At 41.9% G+C, this 15,606-nt stretch carries 17 protein-coding genes; all 17 read left to right on the top strand.

Going from position 1 to position 15,606, the window contains the following annotated elements:
• A partial coding sequence (locus QZ998_RS13000) for a hypothetical protein (protein WP_296561249.1) occupies positions 1-266 on the top strand: 266 nt, incomplete at its 5' end.
• A 112-nt stretch (positions 267-378) separates the two neighbouring features.
• Positions 379-2,448, top strand: a complete 2,070-nt coding sequence (topA, locus tag QZ998_RS12995; protein WP_296561248.1) for a type I DNA topoisomerase — start codon at positions 379-381, stop codon at positions 2,446-2,448.
• A gap of 35 nt (positions 2,449-2,483) precedes the next feature.
• Positions 2,484-3,014: an ATP-dependent protease subunit HslV gene (hslV, locus tag QZ998_RS12990; RefSeq protein ID WP_296561246.1), complete on the top strand. Its 531-nt coding sequence runs from the start codon at positions 2,484-2,486 to the stop codon at positions 3,012-3,014.
• Positions 3,015-3,030: 16 nt separating this feature from the next.
• Positions 3,031-4,437 (top strand): ATP-dependent protease ATPase subunit HslU, encoded by a 1,407-nt coding sequence (hslU, locus tag QZ998_RS12985; RefSeq protein ID WP_296561244.1) that lies wholly within the window; start codon positions 3,031-3,033, stop codon positions 4,435-4,437.
• A gap of 159 nt (positions 4,438-4,596) precedes the next feature.
• Positions 4,597-5,397: a 30S ribosomal protein S2 gene (gene rpsB, locus QZ998_RS12980; protein WP_296561243.1), complete on the top strand. Its 801-nt coding sequence runs from the start codon at positions 4,597-4,599 to the stop codon at positions 5,395-5,397.
• Between the two features lie 27 nt (positions 5,398-5,424).
• Entirely contained in the window at positions 5,425-6,069 is a 645-nt protein-coding gene (tsf, locus tag QZ998_RS12975) for a translation elongation factor Ts (RefSeq protein WP_366512454.1), read from the top strand.
• Between the two features lie 101 nt (positions 6,070-6,170).
• Positions 6,171-6,881 (top strand): UMP kinase, encoded by a 711-nt coding sequence (gene pyrH / locus QZ998_RS12970; protein WP_296561241.1) that lies wholly within the window; start codon positions 6,171-6,173, stop codon positions 6,879-6,881.
• 3 nt (positions 6,882-6,884) lie between these two features.
• Entirely contained in the window at positions 6,885-7,442 is a 558-nt protein-coding gene (gene frr, locus QZ998_RS12965) for a ribosome recycling factor (RefSeq protein ID WP_296561240.1), read from the top strand.
• Between the two features lie 171 nt (positions 7,443-7,613).
• A complete protein-coding gene (rimP, locus tag QZ998_RS12960) occupies positions 7,614-8,102 on the top strand; it encodes a ribosome maturation factor RimP (RefSeq protein WP_296561237.1) in 489 nt (162 codons plus the stop codon).
• Between the two features lie 27 nt (positions 8,103-8,129).
• Positions 8,130-9,317, top strand: coding sequence for a transcription termination factor NusA (nusA, locus tag QZ998_RS12955; RefSeq protein ID WP_296561235.1), 1,188 nt, complete (start codon positions 8,130-8,132; stop codon positions 9,315-9,317).
• A 65-nt stretch (positions 9,318-9,382) separates the two neighbouring features.
• On the top strand, positions 9,383-9,655 hold the full coding sequence (locus QZ998_RS12950; RefSeq protein WP_296561234.1) for a YlxR family protein: 273 nt from the start codon (positions 9,383-9,385) through the stop codon (positions 9,653-9,655).
• 24 nt (positions 9,656-9,679) lie between these two features.
• Positions 9,680-11,908 (top strand): translation initiation factor IF-2, encoded by a 2,229-nt coding sequence (infB, locus tag QZ998_RS12945; protein ID WP_296561231.1) that lies wholly within the window; start codon positions 9,680-9,682, stop codon positions 11,906-11,908.
• Between the two features lie 20 nt (positions 11,909-11,928).
• Positions 11,929-12,330: a 30S ribosome-binding factor RbfA gene (rbfA, locus tag QZ998_RS12940; protein WP_296561230.1), complete on the top strand. Its 402-nt coding sequence runs from the start codon at positions 11,929-11,931 to the stop codon at positions 12,328-12,330.
• Complete coding sequence (locus QZ998_RS12935; protein ID WP_296561228.1) at positions 12,314-13,273, top strand: bifunctional oligoribonuclease/PAP phosphatase NrnA; 960 nt, start codon at positions 12,314-12,316, stop codon at positions 13,271-13,273. Before rbfA ends, QZ998_RS12935 begins: the two co-directional genes overlap by 17 nt.
• Positions 13,260-14,180 carry a tRNA pseudouridine(55) synthase TruB gene (truB, locus tag QZ998_RS12930; protein WP_296561226.1) on the top strand — a complete coding sequence of 307 codons (921 nt, stop codon included), beginning with the start codon at positions 13,260-13,262 and terminating at the stop codon, positions 14,178-14,180. The genes QZ998_RS12935 and truB overlap by 14 nt, the downstream gene beginning before the upstream one ends.
• An 8-nt stretch (positions 14,181-14,188) precedes the next feature.
• The gene (locus QZ998_RS12925; protein WP_296561219.1) at positions 14,189-15,097 is read left to right on the top strand and encodes a bifunctional riboflavin kinase/FAD synthetase; all 909 of its coding nucleotides are present in this window, start codon (positions 14,189-14,191) and stop codon (positions 15,095-15,097) included.
• Positions 15,098-15,217: 120 nt separating this feature from the next.
• Positions 15,218-15,484: a 30S ribosomal protein S15 gene (rpsO, locus tag QZ998_RS12920; protein WP_296561217.1), complete on the top strand. Its 267-nt coding sequence runs from the start codon at positions 15,218-15,220 to the stop codon at positions 15,482-15,484.
• Positions 15,485-15,606: the final 122 nt, after the last annotated feature.

Here is a 15,606-nt window from a genome sequence, read left to right as displayed (position 1 = left end):
TCACCGAGCCGAATGATATCCTTGAGGATTATATTATTTTTGATCAGCCGATCAATAAAAACGTTGATAACAACCATCAGCCAACCCTAAAACTGACTGATCCCGATCAGCAGTTGCTTTATGATCTGATCAACAAGGGCTACCAGACGATCGATGAGCTGGTTGCTTGTTCAGCTTTACCGGTTAGCCGCGTCAATAGTCTACTGACGATGATGGAAATTGAGGAAATTATTGTGATAAAGTACGGAAATATTGTGTTAATTTAAGGACAATAGGTTATATTCGACTACATAGGTTTGTATCAAGTGGAATTATTTGCTATAATATGGCTATTTTAGAGAATAATCATCATAAAATTAAGAAAGAAGGAGGTAGTCAATGAGTAAAACCTTGGTTATCGTTGAATCACCGGCAAAAGCTAAGACCATCAAAAAATATTTACCAAAAGGATTTGAAGTTGAAGCTACCATGGGACATGTAATTGATCTGCCCAAAAGTCGGATTGGTATTAATATAGAAGAAGATTTTAAACCGGAGTATATAAAAATTCGGGGCAAGGCCCAATTACTGAAAAGCTTAAAAACCGCTGCCAAAAAAGCCGATCAAGTCTTTCTTGCGACTGACCCTGATCGCGAAGGGGAGGCCATTTCCTGGCATATGGCAAACTTTCTTGAAATTGATTTAAGCACCCAATGTCGAATTGAGTTTCATGAGATCACCAAGAAGGCTGTCAATGCCGCGATTGAGAACAAGCGCACCATTGATATTAACTTGGTTAATTCACAGCAGGCGCGGCGGATCCTTGATCGGCTGGTTGGTTATTCGCTCAGTCCATTTTTGTGGAAAAAAGTTAAAAAGGGACTGAGCGGCGGTCGCGTTCAATCGGTTGTTACCCGGATTATTGTTGATCGCGAAGAGGAAATTGAGGCATTTATCCCAGAAGAATATTGGAACCTGGAACTGCTCTTAAAAAAAGAGGATACTGACAAATCATTTGTTTCAAAATTTTATTCGGAAGATGGCAAAAAGAAGACCATCGAAAATGCCGAAGAAGCGACCCGTTTAGAACAAGTGGTAGCCGAAAACGCAATTGTCGTTGAAAACGTAAAAAAACGGACCCGCTATCAAAAACCGCCCTTGCCTTTTACCACCAGTACACTGCAGCAGGAAGCCTATAAGGCGCTTGGTTTTACAACCCAGCGAACAATGCGGCTGGCGCAGCAACTCTACGAAGGGATCGACATCAAGGGTAGTGGCTTGACCGGTTTGATTACCTATTTAAGAACCGATTCTACCCGGATCGCTGACGAAGCGGTGATTGAGACGAAAGACTATATCAAGCAACAGTTTGGCGATGATTATGTCGGTACTGAAAAAAAAGTCGCAAAAAAGAAAAATGTCCAGGATGCTCATGAAGCGATTCGCCCGGCATCGGTTGGACTGACACCGGAGCAAGCGCGCGGTTCACTCGAGCCGGATCAATATCGCTTATACAAACTGATCTGGGAACGACTGATCTGCAGTCAAATGACTGACGCCCAATATTATGTGACCGATGTCGATGTCGCCTGCAGTAATCTGATTTTTAAAACCAAAGGGGAAACCCAAAAGTTTGATGGCTTTACCCGGGTTGGCAAGGGTGCCGGTAAAAATGATGATTCTATCTTACCGGAACTGGCCAGCGGTGATGACCTGGAGCGGCTAAAAACGACCAAAGAGCAGAAGTTTACCAAGCCCCCGGCGCGATACACCGAGGCATCATTAGTTAAGATATTAGAAGAAAAGGGAATTGGCAGACCCAGTACCTATGCCCCAACGATCGCCACGATTAAGAATCGTGACTATGTCGAAGTTGAAGACAAGCATTTCAAACCGACCGAGCTGGGTATTACCGTAACCCACTTGATGAAAGAGTATTTCAGTGATGTGGTGAATATTTCATTTACTGCTGAGATGGAAGATCGCCTTGATTTAGTGTCAGAGGGTGAAACCGACTGGATTGAACTGCTTAAAAACTTTTATAAAGGTTTTGAGAAAGAACTGACCAATGCCCAGGAAAATGCCGAATCGGTGACTATCGCCGATCCCGAATCTGACGAAGACTGCGAATTGTGCGGACGCCGGATGGTGATCAAAAAGGGCAAGTACGGTCGCTTCCTGGCCTGTCCCGGTTTTCCGGAATGTAAAAACACCAAACCATTTTTTGAAAAAACCGGTGGCATCTGTTCGATCTGTGGCGGCGATATTGTCAAACGCACCTCCAAAACCGGGCGAACTTTTTATTCCTGCAGCAATTACCCGGACTGTGACTATATGAATTGGGACCTACCCATTCCGGACCAATGCCCCGTTTGCGGATCAACCCTTTTTCAAAAAGGCTTGGGTAAGCGCAAATCAATCTATTGTGATAAAAAAGACTGCGGTTACAAAGCGCCAACAGCGCAGTAGTAGCCGGCTTGATTAAAGAAAGCGAGAAAAATAATATGTTTCATGCAACAACCATCGTAGGAATACGCCATAATGGTCAGGTTGCCATTGCTGGCGATGGTCAGGTAACCATGGGCGAAAAAACCATTATGAAAAATAAGGCCACCAAAATCAGACGCATTTACAATGATAAAATCTTAGTCGGCTTTGCCGGTTCAGTAGCCGATGCCTTCACCCTTTGTGAGAAATTTGAGCACAAGGTCGAGCAGTACAATGGTAATCTCAAACGTTCAGCGGTCGAACTGGCTAAAGAGTGGCGTTCCGACAAGATCCTCAGAAAGCTTGAAGCGCTGCTAATTGTCATGGATGACAAGGAAACCCTGGTTATCTCGGGAAATGGCGAAGTGATTGAGCCCGATGATGATGTCGCCGCGATTGGCTCAGGTGGCTCTTATGCGCTGGCAGCAGCCCGAGCATTAAAGGGTCATGCAAAGCTCAGTGCCCAAGAAATGGTTTATGAATCGTTGAAAATTGCTTCAGAAATATGTGTATTCACAAATAATAATATTTCTGTTGAAGTATTATAGAAACGGAAGAATCGCTATGAAAGAATTAACACCTAAAAAAATCGTTACGGAATTAAACCGTTATATTATTGGTCAGGAGTCAGCCAAAAAAGCTGTCGCCGTCGCGATTAGAAACCGCTATCGACGATCGCTGCTGCCGGCTGATCTGATTGATGAGTTTACCCCTAAAAACATCATCTTAATTGGGCCAACTGGTGTCGGTAAAACGGAGATAGCCAGGCGGATGGCAAAATTGGTAAAAGCCCCCTTTATCAAGGTCGAGGCGACAAAATTTACCGAAGTCGGTTATGTCGGCCGTGATGTCGAATCGATGGTCCGTGATCTGGTCAACACCGCGATTCGCAATGTCCAGCAGGAAAAAATGAAAGAGGTTTATGCCGATGCCGAAAAGAATGCCAATAAAATCATTCTCGATACACTGGTACCCTCAAAAAAAGTCAAAGAAACCTTAAAAACCCCCTTTGATATCTTTGTCAAGCCTTCACCACCGACTCGGCCAACGCCATATGAATTGGAAGGCGATGCTGAAAAAGAGCAAACAAAAAAAGAAAGGCGGGCAGCATTAGCCAAAGAATTGGAGGCTGGCCAGTTAGAAGACCAGGTTATCGAAATTGAAGTCGATGATGATGGCTCAAAAACGATTGGCGTGATGCAGGGGATGAACAATGACAGTATGTCTTTTAATATGAATGATATTCTGGGGGATTTTCTGCCCCAAAAGAAAAAAAAGAAGAGCGTGAAAATTTCCGAGGCCAGAAAAATACTGACCAATCAGGAAGCCCAGAAGTTGATTGATATCGATCAGGTCAATGAATTGGGGGTCAAAGAAGCAGAACAAAATGGCATCATCTTTATTGACGAAATCGACAAAATTATCGGCAATGGCAACAATCATGGACCGGATGTTTCACGAGAAGGGGTTCAGCGCGATATCTTACCGATTGTCGAAGGCAGTACCGTCAATACCAAATATGGGCCAATCAAGACCGATTTCATCTTATTTATTGGGGCTGGTGCCTTCCACGTTTCAAAAATATCGGATATGATCCCGGAGCTTCAGGGTCGTTTTCCGATCAGTGTTCATTTAGACAGCTTGACCGAGGAAGACTTTATCCAGATTCTCACCCATACTGAGAATTCGGTGATTAAACAATATCAGGAACTGATTAAAACCGAGGATGTGAATCTTATTTTTGATGATGAAGCAGTTAAGCACATTGCTAAAATAGCCTATCTGCAAAATGAAGATGACGAAAATATCGGAGCCCGGCGACTACACACGGTGATGGAAAAACTTCTCGAAGAAATCTCCTTTTATGCTTCTGAATATGAACAGGATGATTTTACAATTGATATGAATTATGTCGAACGCGTCTTCAATATCTCTGATAAGCGCGATAATTACCAAAAATATCTGCTCTAAATAAGCTATTTACTGTAAATAAAACTTGCACAAAGCTTATGACTGTGCTAGTATATGAAGGTATGTATTACACACATTCTCTGAGAGGCATCAGGTGCCTGCTTAAGGTCGATGTTCTTGATTGATGAGGATGGAGGAAAAACCAAGGAGGAATAAATTATGGCATGTGTTTCAATGAAACAATTATTAGAAGCAGGGGTGCATTTTGGCCACCAGACTCGACGATGGAATCCAAAAATGGCTCCATATATTTTCACAGAAAGAAATGGTATCTACATCATTGATTTACAACAAACTGTGAAGCGAATCGAAAAAGCCTATAGTTTTGTAAAAGAACTGGCTGAAAATGGCGAAGAAATTCTTTTCGTCGGTACCAAAAAACAAGCCCAAACCAGCATCGAGCGCGAAGCAAAACGTAGCGGAAGCTATTGTGTTAATCATCGTTGGTTAGGTGGAACCTTAACAAACTTCGGGACCATCAGCAAACGAATTGACCGCTTAAACGAGATCGAACAAATGGAAGAAGATGGCACATTTGCCCTGCTACCAAAAAAAGAAGTCATTAAACTAAAACGTCAGCGTGAAAAATTACAAAAATTCCTGGGCGGCATCAAAGAGATGAAGGGTGTTCCGGGAGCCATTTTTGTTATTGATACTAAAAAAGAACGAATTGCGATTGCTGAAGCTAAAAAACTGGGTATTCCAATTATTGGCATCGTTGATACAAACTGCGATCCTGATGAAATTGATTATATCATTCCTGGTAATGATGATGCCATTCGTGCGGTTGCTTTAATCCTTTCTGTTATTTCAGATGCAATTATTGAAGGACGTCAAGGCGAACAAGTCGAAGAAGAAATTGAAGCAGCACCAGCAGCAGCGGTTGTTGAAGAAGTTGAAATCGCCGTCGAAGTTGTTGAAGAAGTGACTGAAGTTGCTGAAGTTACTGAAGCAGAATAATTTATAATTACAATCAGGAGGATAAAAGTGGACGCAAAACTAGTAAAAGAATTAAGAGCTAAAAGTGGTGCCGGCATGATGGACTGCAAAAAAGCCTTAGTCGAAACCGATGGAAATATCGAAGATGCAATGGTCTTTTTAAGAGAAAAAGGTCTGGCTGCAACCAACAAAAAAGCAGGTCGTGTTGCTGCTGAAGGTATCGTTGAATCATATATCCACATGGGTGGAAAAATTGGCGTGCTTGTCGAAATCAACTGTGAAACAGATTTCGTCGCAAAAAATGAAGGCTTTAAAAGCTTTGTTAAAGACGTGGCCATGCATATTGCCGCAGCCAACCCATCCTATGTAACCAAAGAAGAAGTACCAACCGAAGAACTTGAAAAAGAAAAAGAAATTCTTCGCGCCCAAGCTTTAAATGAAGGCAAACCAGAGAAAATTGTTGACAAAATGGTTGAAGGCCGTGTCAGCAAATACTATAAAGAAATCTGTTTGCTCGAACAACCTTTTGTTAAAAATCCTGACCTGACCATTGAAGATCTGGTTAAAGAACAAATCATGACGATCGGCGAAAATGTTAAAATTCGACGTTTTGCGCGATTCCAAATGGGTGAAGGTTTAGAGAAAAAAGAAGAAAACTTTGCCGAAGAAGTAGCGAAGCAATTAAACGCCTAAACGCTGAAAAAGAACACATCTGTGTTCTTTTTTTACCGTTGATAAGATTGTAAATTATCAGTAGTTGCGATATAATATAGAAAATGAAAAGGGGGGGCTTTATGGAACCAAAATACAAACGGATCATCATAAAATTAAGCGGTGAAGCATTAGCCGGTGGTGCCGGTCATGGTATCGATACCCCAACGGTGGAATCAATTTGCAGCCAGATCAAAGAAGTTTTTGAGTTGGGTGTTGAAATTGCCATTGTTGTGGGCGGCGGTAATTTTTGGCGGGGACGAAGCGGTGAAGGTATGGATAAATCCACCGCTGACTATATGGGAATGCTGGCTACCTGTATCAATGCACTTGGTTTACAAGATGTCTTAGAAGAAATGGACGTGCCAGTACGTGTTCAGACCGCAATCGAAATGAAACAAATTGCAGAGCCCTACATCCGCAGAAAGGCAGTTCGTCATCTCGAAAAGAGACGCGTTGTTATTTTTGCCTGTGGCACCGGAAATCCCTTTTTCACGACCGATACAACGGCTGCACTCCGGGCCGCAGAAATTGACGCCGAAATCATCCTGTTAGCTAAAAGTATTGATGCGGTGTACGATTCAGATCCGCTGCTTAACCCAGATGCAATTCGCTATTCCGAATTATCATACATTGATGTGCTCAATCAAGGCCTAAAAGTGATGGACTCGACCGCAACATCCTTATGTATGGATAATCACATTCCTATTCTCGTGTTTGGTTTAAATGAACCGAAAAATATTTTACGCGCCGTAATGGGCGAAAAAATCGGAACTATTATTCAGGAGGTATAGAAGATGGTAAATGAGATTAAAACAACAGCAAATGACAAAATGGATAAGGCGCTTAGAAATCTAAATGAGAGCCTCGGCAGCTTAAGAGCCGGACGAGCAAATCCGCGCATTCTTGATAAGGTAGTGGTTGATTATTATGGTTCACCAACCAGTTTGAATCAATTAGCCAACATTTCTACACCTGAAGCCAGAATGATCGTCATCCAACCCTATGATGCAACCGCTATTCCAGCCATCGAAAAAGGTATTTTAAAATCAGATTTGGGTTTTAATCCTTCTAATGATGGCAAGATTATTCGTTTGCTAATCCCCCAATTAACCGAGGAACGTCGAAAAGAACTGGTTAAGCTGGTCAAAAAATATGGCGAAGAATGTAAGGTCGCGATGCGCAACATCCGTAGACACGCCATTCAGGAGCTAAAAGACGGGCAAAAAGAAGGACTGATCACCGAAGATGATTTAAAACAAGGTGAAAAAGAAATTCAGAAGGTAACGGACGAAGAAATCAAAAACATTGAAACGATTCTAAAAGAAAAAGAAGTAGAAATTTTAGAAGTGTAATTGTTTTTTCGGGATATGATTTATTTAATTGTGTATTCAATTATATAGTATTTCATTAAGAGTGGGGAGACCCACTCTTAACTATTTTTCGAGTAGCGATCAATAACCGTGCTGCCAAGTGAAAAAGCTTCATAAAAGCAAAGATAAAAAATGAATGAAAAAGGAAAATGTATGAAAAAAGTATCGAAAGAATTCTTTTTAGAAGAATTAACAACGCCAGTGGTGGAAGCACTGGGCTATGAATTAACCGATCTAACCTTTGAAAAAAGAGGAAAAGACTGGTGTCTGACCCTTTTTATCGATTCTGAACATGGTATTTCATTGGATGATTGCGAAACAGTCAGCCGACAAATCAGTGAACTACTTGACGAACAGGATCCGATCGAACAGTCTTATTTTCTGGAAGTATCTTCCCCTGGCATGGATCGGCCGTTGAAAAGAGAAAAACACTTCTTGTCAAATCTTGATAAGAAGATTGCCGTTCATCTTTTTGCACCCTTAGATGGGAAAAAAGATATTGAAGGGGTATTAAAATCATATCAAACTGATCAATTGACCCTGGAGTTAGAAAGCGGTGAACTGCTGACTCTGGAAAATAGTAAGATTGCCAAAGCAAATCGGTTGGATGAGTTGAACTTTAAAGCTCTTCCTTCCTCTTAAATAATATGGAAGGCGGTGAAAACGAAGATGAATCAGGAATTTATACGCGCTTTGGATGTCATTCAAGAAGAGAAGTCAATTGACAAAGAAGAATTAATCCAAGCAATCGAGGCGGCAATCACCACAGCTTATAAAAAGAATTATGGCAATGCCCACAATGTTGAGATTAATGTTGACCGCGAGACTGGTGATATTCAAGTATTTGCATTGAAAGAAATCGTCGAAGTTCCTGAAAATGATCACAGCCAAATTTCCCTGGAAAAAGCCCGGGAAGTCGATAGCAACTATGCTATCGGTGATTTTTTCAGAAAAGAAGTAAGACCCCGGGATTTTGGACGGATTGCTGCCCAAAATGCCAAACAGCTGATCATTCAGCGGATCAAAGAAGCGGAACGCAATATCATTTATGACGATTACCTCAAGCGCCAGGATGAGGTCATGACCGGTATCATTAAGCGGATTGAAAAAGGGATTGTTTATGTCGAGATTGGAAAACTTGAGGCAGTGATGCTCCCTTCTGAACAGACAAGTGGTGAGAAATACGCTCTGAATCAGCGCCTGAAGGTCTATCTGCTCCTGGTTAAAAAGACAACCAAAGGTCCTCAGGTTAATGTTTCGCGGACCCATCCCGGCCTGGTAAAACGCTTATTTGAATCGGAAGTACCGGAAATTTTTGATGGTATTGTCGATATTGTCTCGATTTCTCGAGAAGCCGGATCGCGTACCAAGGTGGCGGTCAAAGCCAATGATCCCAGCATTGATCCGGTCGGTGCCTGTGTCGGACAAAAGGGCGTGCGGGTGCAGAATATTATCAATGAGCTGCAAGGTGAAAAAATTGATGTGATCAAATGGAGTGATACCATTGAAGAGTATTTATCAAATGCCTTGAGTCCCGCTAAGGTAGTCGAAATCATCGCCAACAAAGATGAAAAATCAGCAGTCGCGATCGTCGATGACTACCAGTTATCGCTGGCGATTGGAAAAGAAGGTCAGAATGTTCGCCTGGCAGCAAAACTGACTGGCTGGAAGATTGACATTAAAAGTAAAATCGATTACGTCAATCAACATAAACTTGATGACAAACCGAACAATCAATTTGACGATATTCTTTTAGAACTAAAAGATGAACTTGAATTGGCCGAAGTCGATGGTTTAGATGAATCAATATCAGAAGATGAGTCATTACTAAAAGATATTTCAGAGCTTGAAAACTAAAGCTTTAATCAATAATATAGCTTTTTATGCTATAATGCTTAGATAAACAATGTCAGGGAGGTACAATGAAAAAAATTCCACAGAGAACCTGTGTTATCTGTCATTCGAAGTTTGATAAACGTGACTTATTTAGAATTGTATCAGATAAATCTGGAGAAATATTTTTTGATCCGACAGGAAAAGCAAATGGACGCGGTGCGTATATATGCACCTCTGAAAGCTGTGTCGATCAATTCCTTAACAAAAATTACCTGGAACGAGCATTTAAAAGAAAAGTAGAAAGTGCTGTTGTCGAGATTGTTCGGCAGCAACTGTCAGAGAAAAAACAAATGAAATAATTAAATATTGAAGGGAGGAATAATATGTCAAAATTAAGAGTATACGATTTAGCAAAAAAATATAATATTCCCAGCAAAGATTTCGTAGCTATTTTAAATAAGCACAATATTCCTGTAAAAAACCATATGAGCGCCCTGACTGATCAACAAATATCAGATTTTGAAGAAAAATTCGATAAAGATAAGTATCAAGCAGAACAAAAAGTAGATCAAAAACCGGCTAAGAAGCCAGAACCGGCCAAGGTTACGACGACTGCTAAAACAAGTCAAGTTGCCCCAAAAACGACTACCGATACAAGTAAACAAGCAAAACCAAGCAAACCACCACAAAAAAATCAACCAAAATCAGGGGGCAATGTGCCGAAAAAAGCAGACGATAAAAAACGACCGGTTTCCAATAATCAAAGTCAACAACCAAAGGTCAGAGATCACAGTAAAAAAGAAAAAACCGCCCGCAGTGTTTACAAACGAATTAAAGATGAGAAAAAGAAATCGGTTCAGTTAAACCAGGTTTTTGAAATTCCCGAGTTCTTAACTGTCGGAGAGTTAGCGGACATCCTTGAAGTCAGTGCCACCGAGGTTATTAAAACCCTGATGCTTTCCGGCACGATGGTCAGTATTAATCAGGAAATTGATTTCGAAACCGCCGCCATTGTGGCAACTGAATTAGGATTTGAAGTTGAAGCGATTAAAATTGAAGACGTTGTTTCAAAAATTCTCGAAGAATACGACGAAGAAGAAAGTGAAAACGAAATACCTCGCCCACCGGTTGTGACCGTCATGGGTCACGTTGATCATGGTAAAACGTCGCTGCTTGATCGCATTCGTAAAGCGAATGTCATCGCCGGCGAAGCTGGCGGGATTACCCAGCATATTGGTGCCTATACCGTAAATATTAATAACCATGCGATTACCGTAATTGATACCCCTGGACATGAAGCTTTTACAGCGATGCGTTCCCGTGGTGCCCAAATTACCGATATCGCAGTCCTGGTTGTCGCCGCTGATGACGGTGTAATGCCACAAACGATCGAAGCGATTAATCATGCCAAGGCCGCTGGTGTTCCAATTCTGGTTGCTATCAATAAAATTGATAAACCAGGGGCAGACCCGGAACGGGTTAAACAAGAATTAACCAAGTACAATCTCGTGGTTGAAGAATGGGGCGGCGAAACCATTGCCGTTAACGTTTCAGCTAAAACCGGTGAAGGGATTGAAACCCTGCTGGAAATGATCATCATGATGTCTGAAATGGAAGAGCTGACCGCTGATCCCGGTCGTGAAGCCCGCGGCAGTGTCATCGAATCGCAGATTAAACGCGGCAAAGGATCGGTTGCAACCTTATTGGTACAGCAGGGAACCTTACATGTTGGCGATTCGATCATCTCAGGAACGACCCATGGTAAGATCCGAACGATGATTGATGATAAGGGCAAGCGACTTAAAAAAGCTGGTCCATCGACACCAGTTGAAATTTCTGGACTTTCTGATATTCCGGCAGCAGGGGATGATTTCATCGTCCTTGAAAATGAAAAAGAAGCCCGACAATTAGCCGAAAAACGTAAAGAAATGCAAAAAGGCGAGCGTCATCGTCGATCTAATATTTCGCTTGACGACCTCTTTAGTCAAATTCAGGACGGCAATATCCAGGATGTCAATATTATTATTAAAGCTGATGTTCAGGGTTCGATTGAAGCGATTAAACAATCACTTGAAAAACTCGATAACGAAGCGGTGCGGATCAATATTATCCACGGTGCGGTTGGCGCGATCAACGAAACTGATGTGATGTTAGCGGCCACCTCAAACGCGATTGTGATTGGTTTTAATGTCCGACCCGATAAAAATGCGGTCAAGCTGGCCGAGAACGAAGAAGTCGATATTCGCCTCTATCGGGTTATTTACGATGCCGTTGAGGATATTAAAAAAGCCATGGAAGGGATGCTGGCTCCGGAATTCCGGGAAAAAGTCATGGGTAATGCTGAAATACGCGAAGTATTTAAGATTCCCAGCATCGGAACCATTGCCGGCTGTTATATCACCGAAGGCAAGATCAACCGTAATGATGACGTCCGGATTATTCGCGATGGCATCGTCGTATTCGAAGGAAAGATTGCTTCATTGAAACGTTTCAAAGATGATGTAAAAGAAGTCAATACCGGATATGAATGTGGAATTGGGATCGATAAGTACAACGATTTAAAAGTTGCCGATAACATTGAAGCATTTACCATGGAAAAAATTGAAAGATAAGGCGTAAGCCTATCTTTCCCATGAAGGAGATAAACAAAATGGCATCTCATCGCAACGAAAAAATTAACGGCTTAATCCAACGCGAATTAAGCCTGATCATTATTCATAAAATGAAAGACACCCGCATCAAGGACAGCAATGTCTCTATTACGCGGGTCAAGGCAGCCCCTGACTTAAAGACAGCAACCGTTTATGTCAGTATTTTCGGGGATGAAAGTCAAAAGAAAACCGTTCTTGAATTACTAAATAATGCCAAGAGCTTTTTAAGATCCAGCCTCGGACATGTCATAACGGTGCATTCCGTGCCCGCGCTGAGCTTTGAAATTGATAACTCGATTGAATACGGCATGCATATTGAATCGATTTTGAAGGGTTTAAAAAGCGATAAAGAATTGCAGGATCCCAATGAAGAAGATTCCTGATCTTGTTTTAGATTGCCTTAAAAACAATCACACCTTTTTAATTCTGCTGCATCAAAAACCCGATGGCGATGCGATCGGGTCTGCAGTAGCAATGGGCAAGGGGTTAAAAAAACTCAATAAAACGGTCGATTATTATATCGATATGCCGCTTGAAGACAAGTTGCTTTTCTTTGATGAAATTAAGTGCTTTAACCAATCACTGAAGGACAGTTACGACGTCATTATTTTTTTAGACTGCTCGACCAGCAGCTTTGCCTTTTCGCCAGCCGAAATGCCTGCGGCTAAAACAAAACTGGTTATCGATCACCATAAGAGCAATGCCCATTATGGTGATCTTAACTTTGTCGAAATTACCGGAGCAACTGCCGAAATCGTTTTTCGGATTTTAAAAGGTCTGCAGGTGGTCTTTGACGATGAGATGGCTGATGCCATTTTTACTGGGATCACCACTGATACCGGCAGTTTTCAATTTTCTAATGTGACCGTTGACACCCATTTAATTGCCAGTGAATTGTATGCCATCAAAAGCAATTACGCCCATCTTTCCAAACGACTGCATACGCAGAAGAATATCGATCAGATGAAAATGACCGGCGCCGCGATCCATTCGCTGGAAATTTTAGACAGTATGCCGATCGCGATGATGATCTTAGATCAGGATACAATCGTCAAGTATGGTGGCAACATCAACATCACTGAGGATGTCGCCAATTTGGGTCAAAATACCATCGGGGTTTCAATCACGGCGCTATTAAAAGAAATTGACGCTGGCCACTATCGGGTCTCTTTGCGGGCAAAATATCCCTTTGATATTCACGAAATAGCCTTAAAATACGGCGGAGGGGGACATGAACGGGCGGCTGGCTTTAATTTCAGTGGCGATATTGATCAACTAAAGCGTGATCTGATGACCGTTTATGAGAGCCAAAATGGAAAAAGTTAATCATTGCCAGGGCTATCTCAACGTCTACAAAGAAAAGGGAATGACCTCCCATGATGTCGTCTTTAAGGCCCGCAAGATTTTAAAAACTAAAAAAATCGGTCATACCGGGACACTCGATCCCGATGCCCAGGGCGTTCTTATTTTATGTGTCGGACAGGCTACAAAAATGGTTGAATATATCACCGACCATGACAAAGTCTATCAAGTGGAAGTGGTTCTGGGGTTCGCAACCGACACCTGTGATTTATCCGGGACCGTCATCGAACAAAGCCAAAAGCGGGTTGACCGCGATGCTTTTGAACATGTCCTGGTTTCGTTTACCGGTGATGTCCGCCAAACCCCACCAATCTACTCAGCGATCCGGGTCAATGGAAAAAAACTCTATCACTATGCCAGAAACGGTGAAACGGTTGAGATACCAGAGCGGGATGTCCATATTGGAGAGATCACGCTACTTGAATTCTGTGAAGATAGCCAAAAAGCGACCATCATGGTAACCTGTTCCAAGGGAACCTATATGCGTTCGCTGTGCCGAGATATCGGGGCTGCCCTGGGGACATTGGCCTGTATGGGAAACCTGATCCGTCATCGTGTTGGTCGCTTCAGGATTGAGGATGCTTTGACCCTGGCCGAGATCGAAGCAAGCGTCATAAAAGGCGCTCAAGAACAGCTTTTCTACCCATTGGCTTATTCCTTGGAGTCTTACCAATGCGTCCGGGCAACTGAACAAGGTCGCAAATTTTTACTTAATGGCAATAAACTTTTCCAGTGGAACATCGAAGCGTCGATGGAAAACTTTTATCCCGGTGAAACCCTGCGTCTTTATGATGGTGATCAGCTGATCGGCATGGGACGGTTTGTTGCCCACGATGAAGGCAACTATATCAAACCGACAAAACTACTGTGAGGTAATCAATGACAAGAAAAACGTATCACGGCGAAGAAATTGTTTTAGCTTTGGGTTTTTTTGATGGCGTCCACCTTGGACACCAGGCATTGCTTGAAGAAATAAAGAAAATTGGCCAGCGATTGGGCTGTAAGACCGGGGTGATGACTTTTAAAGAACATCCACTGGAGCTCATCTTTCCCAATTATACCCCCTGGCTGATCACCTCTAATGATCAAAAAGCATCGATGATCAAGGCGCTGGGGATTGATTTTGTCTTTTTGAATCCCTTTACCGAAGAGCTGATGAAGCTAACGCCTGAGAAATTTATCACCGACTATCTGCTAAAAAGATACAAGGTCAAGGTGGTGGTGGTCGGTTTTAATTATAATTTTGGCTATAAGGGGTCGGGAACAACCAGCGACTTAAAAGAACTGGGCAAACAATACGGCTTTGAGGTTGAAATTTTGCCGCCATTTATTATCAATACCCACTCGGTCAGCTCGACCTTTATCCGTGAGTTGATCAGCTGTGGTCAGGTTGATGAGGTTAAAACCTTTCTGGGTCGAAATTATGCCCTCAGTGGTGTGGTCGTTCAAGGCAAAGGGCTGGGTCACCAGTATGGCATTCCCACAGCCAATATCAAACTCGATAAAAAACTGATCTTGCCGAGTACCGGTGTCTATTATAGCCATGTTCATTATCGGGGAAAATGCTTCAATGGATTGACCAACTTAGGCTTTAATCCAACCTTTGAAAAACATCCATTTTCCATTGAAACCTACATCTATGATTTTGATGAAGACATCTATGATCAGGAGCTGACCATTGAATTCTTAAAAAAAATTCGCGATGAAATTAAATTTGACTCAATCGATGATTTAATCGCTCAAATTAGAATTGATATCGAGTGCATCAGAAAAGATTTTATAGAATAATCCATTTACAAGAATAAATGTTTATGATATACTTACTAAGTTATTACCATTCACTTAGTTTTTTGAGACTCCAACAAAATACTCGGTTTATGGATAAATTTTGAAACAAGGAGATTTTAAATGATCAGTAAAGAATTAAAAGCACAGGTAGTCGAAGACTACAAAACCCATGAAGGTGATACCGGTTCACCTGAAGTACAAATTGCATTATTAACCGCACGCGTTAATGATCTTAACGGACATCTTCAAATCCATAAAAAAGATCATCACTCACGACGTGGTCTGCTAAAATTAGTTGGCCAGCGAAGACGATTATTAACTTATCTAAAAAACAAAGATATCAACCGATATCGTGAACTAATCCAAAGATTAGGCTTAAGAAAATAATTTGGGGCGGAGTATTCCGCCCTTTTTTTTTACCTGCAGGTCATCAAGCCCAATGTAGTTACCTATACCCCTTTAGATTGCGGCCTTACACCAAATGATGTAAAAGCACCATCTCAGGGTAT

The sequence above is a fragment of the uncultured Acetobacterium sp. genome (assembly GCF_927416815.1).
GTDB lineage: Bacteria > Bacillota > Clostridia > Eubacteriales > Eubacteriaceae > Acetobacterium.
Note: the sequence above shows the minus strand (reverse complement) of the source record. Positions and strands in the feature narration are given on the sequence as shown.

Coding starts and splice junctions, on each gene's coding strand:
- topA (WP_296561248.1), top strand. CDS start 379: ATGAGTAAAACCTTGGTTATCGTTGAATCACCGGCAAAAGCTAAGACC.
- hslV (WP_296561246.1), top strand. CDS start 2,484: ATGTTTCATGCAACAACCATCGTAGGAATACGCCATAATGGTCAGGTT.
- hslU (WP_296561244.1), top strand. CDS start 3,031: ATGAAAGAATTAACACCTAAAAAAATCGTTACGGAATTAAACCGTTAT.
- rpsB (WP_296561243.1), top strand. CDS start 4,597: ATGGCATGTGTTTCAATGAAACAATTATTAGAAGCAGGGGTGCATTTT.
- pyrH (WP_296561241.1), top strand. CDS start 6,171: ATGGAACCAAAATACAAACGGATCATCATAAAATTAAGCGGTGAAGCA.
- frr (WP_296561240.1), top strand. CDS start 6,885: ATGGTAAATGAGATTAAAACAACAGCAAATGACAAAATGGATAAGGCG.
- rimP (WP_296561237.1), top strand. CDS start 7,614: ATGAAAAAAGTATCGAAAGAATTCTTTTTAGAAGAATTAACAACGCCA.
- nusA (WP_296561235.1), top strand. CDS start 8,130: ATGAATCAGGAATTTATACGCGCTTTGGATGTCATTCAAGAAGAGAAG.
- QZ998_RS12950 (WP_296561234.1), top strand. CDS start 9,383: ATGAAAAAAATTCCACAGAGAACCTGTGTTATCTGTCATTCGAAGTTT.
- infB (WP_296561231.1), top strand. CDS start 9,680: ATGTCAAAATTAAGAGTATACGATTTAGCAAAAAAATATAATATTCCC.
- rbfA (WP_296561230.1), top strand. CDS start 11,929: ATGAAGGAGATAAACAAAATGGCATCTCATCGCAACGAAAAAATTAAC.
- QZ998_RS12935 (WP_296561228.1), top strand. CDS start 12,314: ATGAAGAAGATTCCTGATCTTGTTTTAGATTGCCTTAAAAACAATCAC.
- truB (WP_296561226.1), top strand. CDS start 13,260: ATGGAAAAAGTTAATCATTGCCAGGGCTATCTCAACGTCTACAAAGAA.
- QZ998_RS12925 (WP_296561219.1), top strand. CDS start 14,189: ATGACAAGAAAAACGTATCACGGCGAAGAAATTGTTTTAGCTTTGGGT.
- rpsO (WP_296561217.1), top strand. CDS start 15,218: ATGATCAGTAAAGAATTAAAAGCACAGGTAGTCGAAGACTACAAAACC.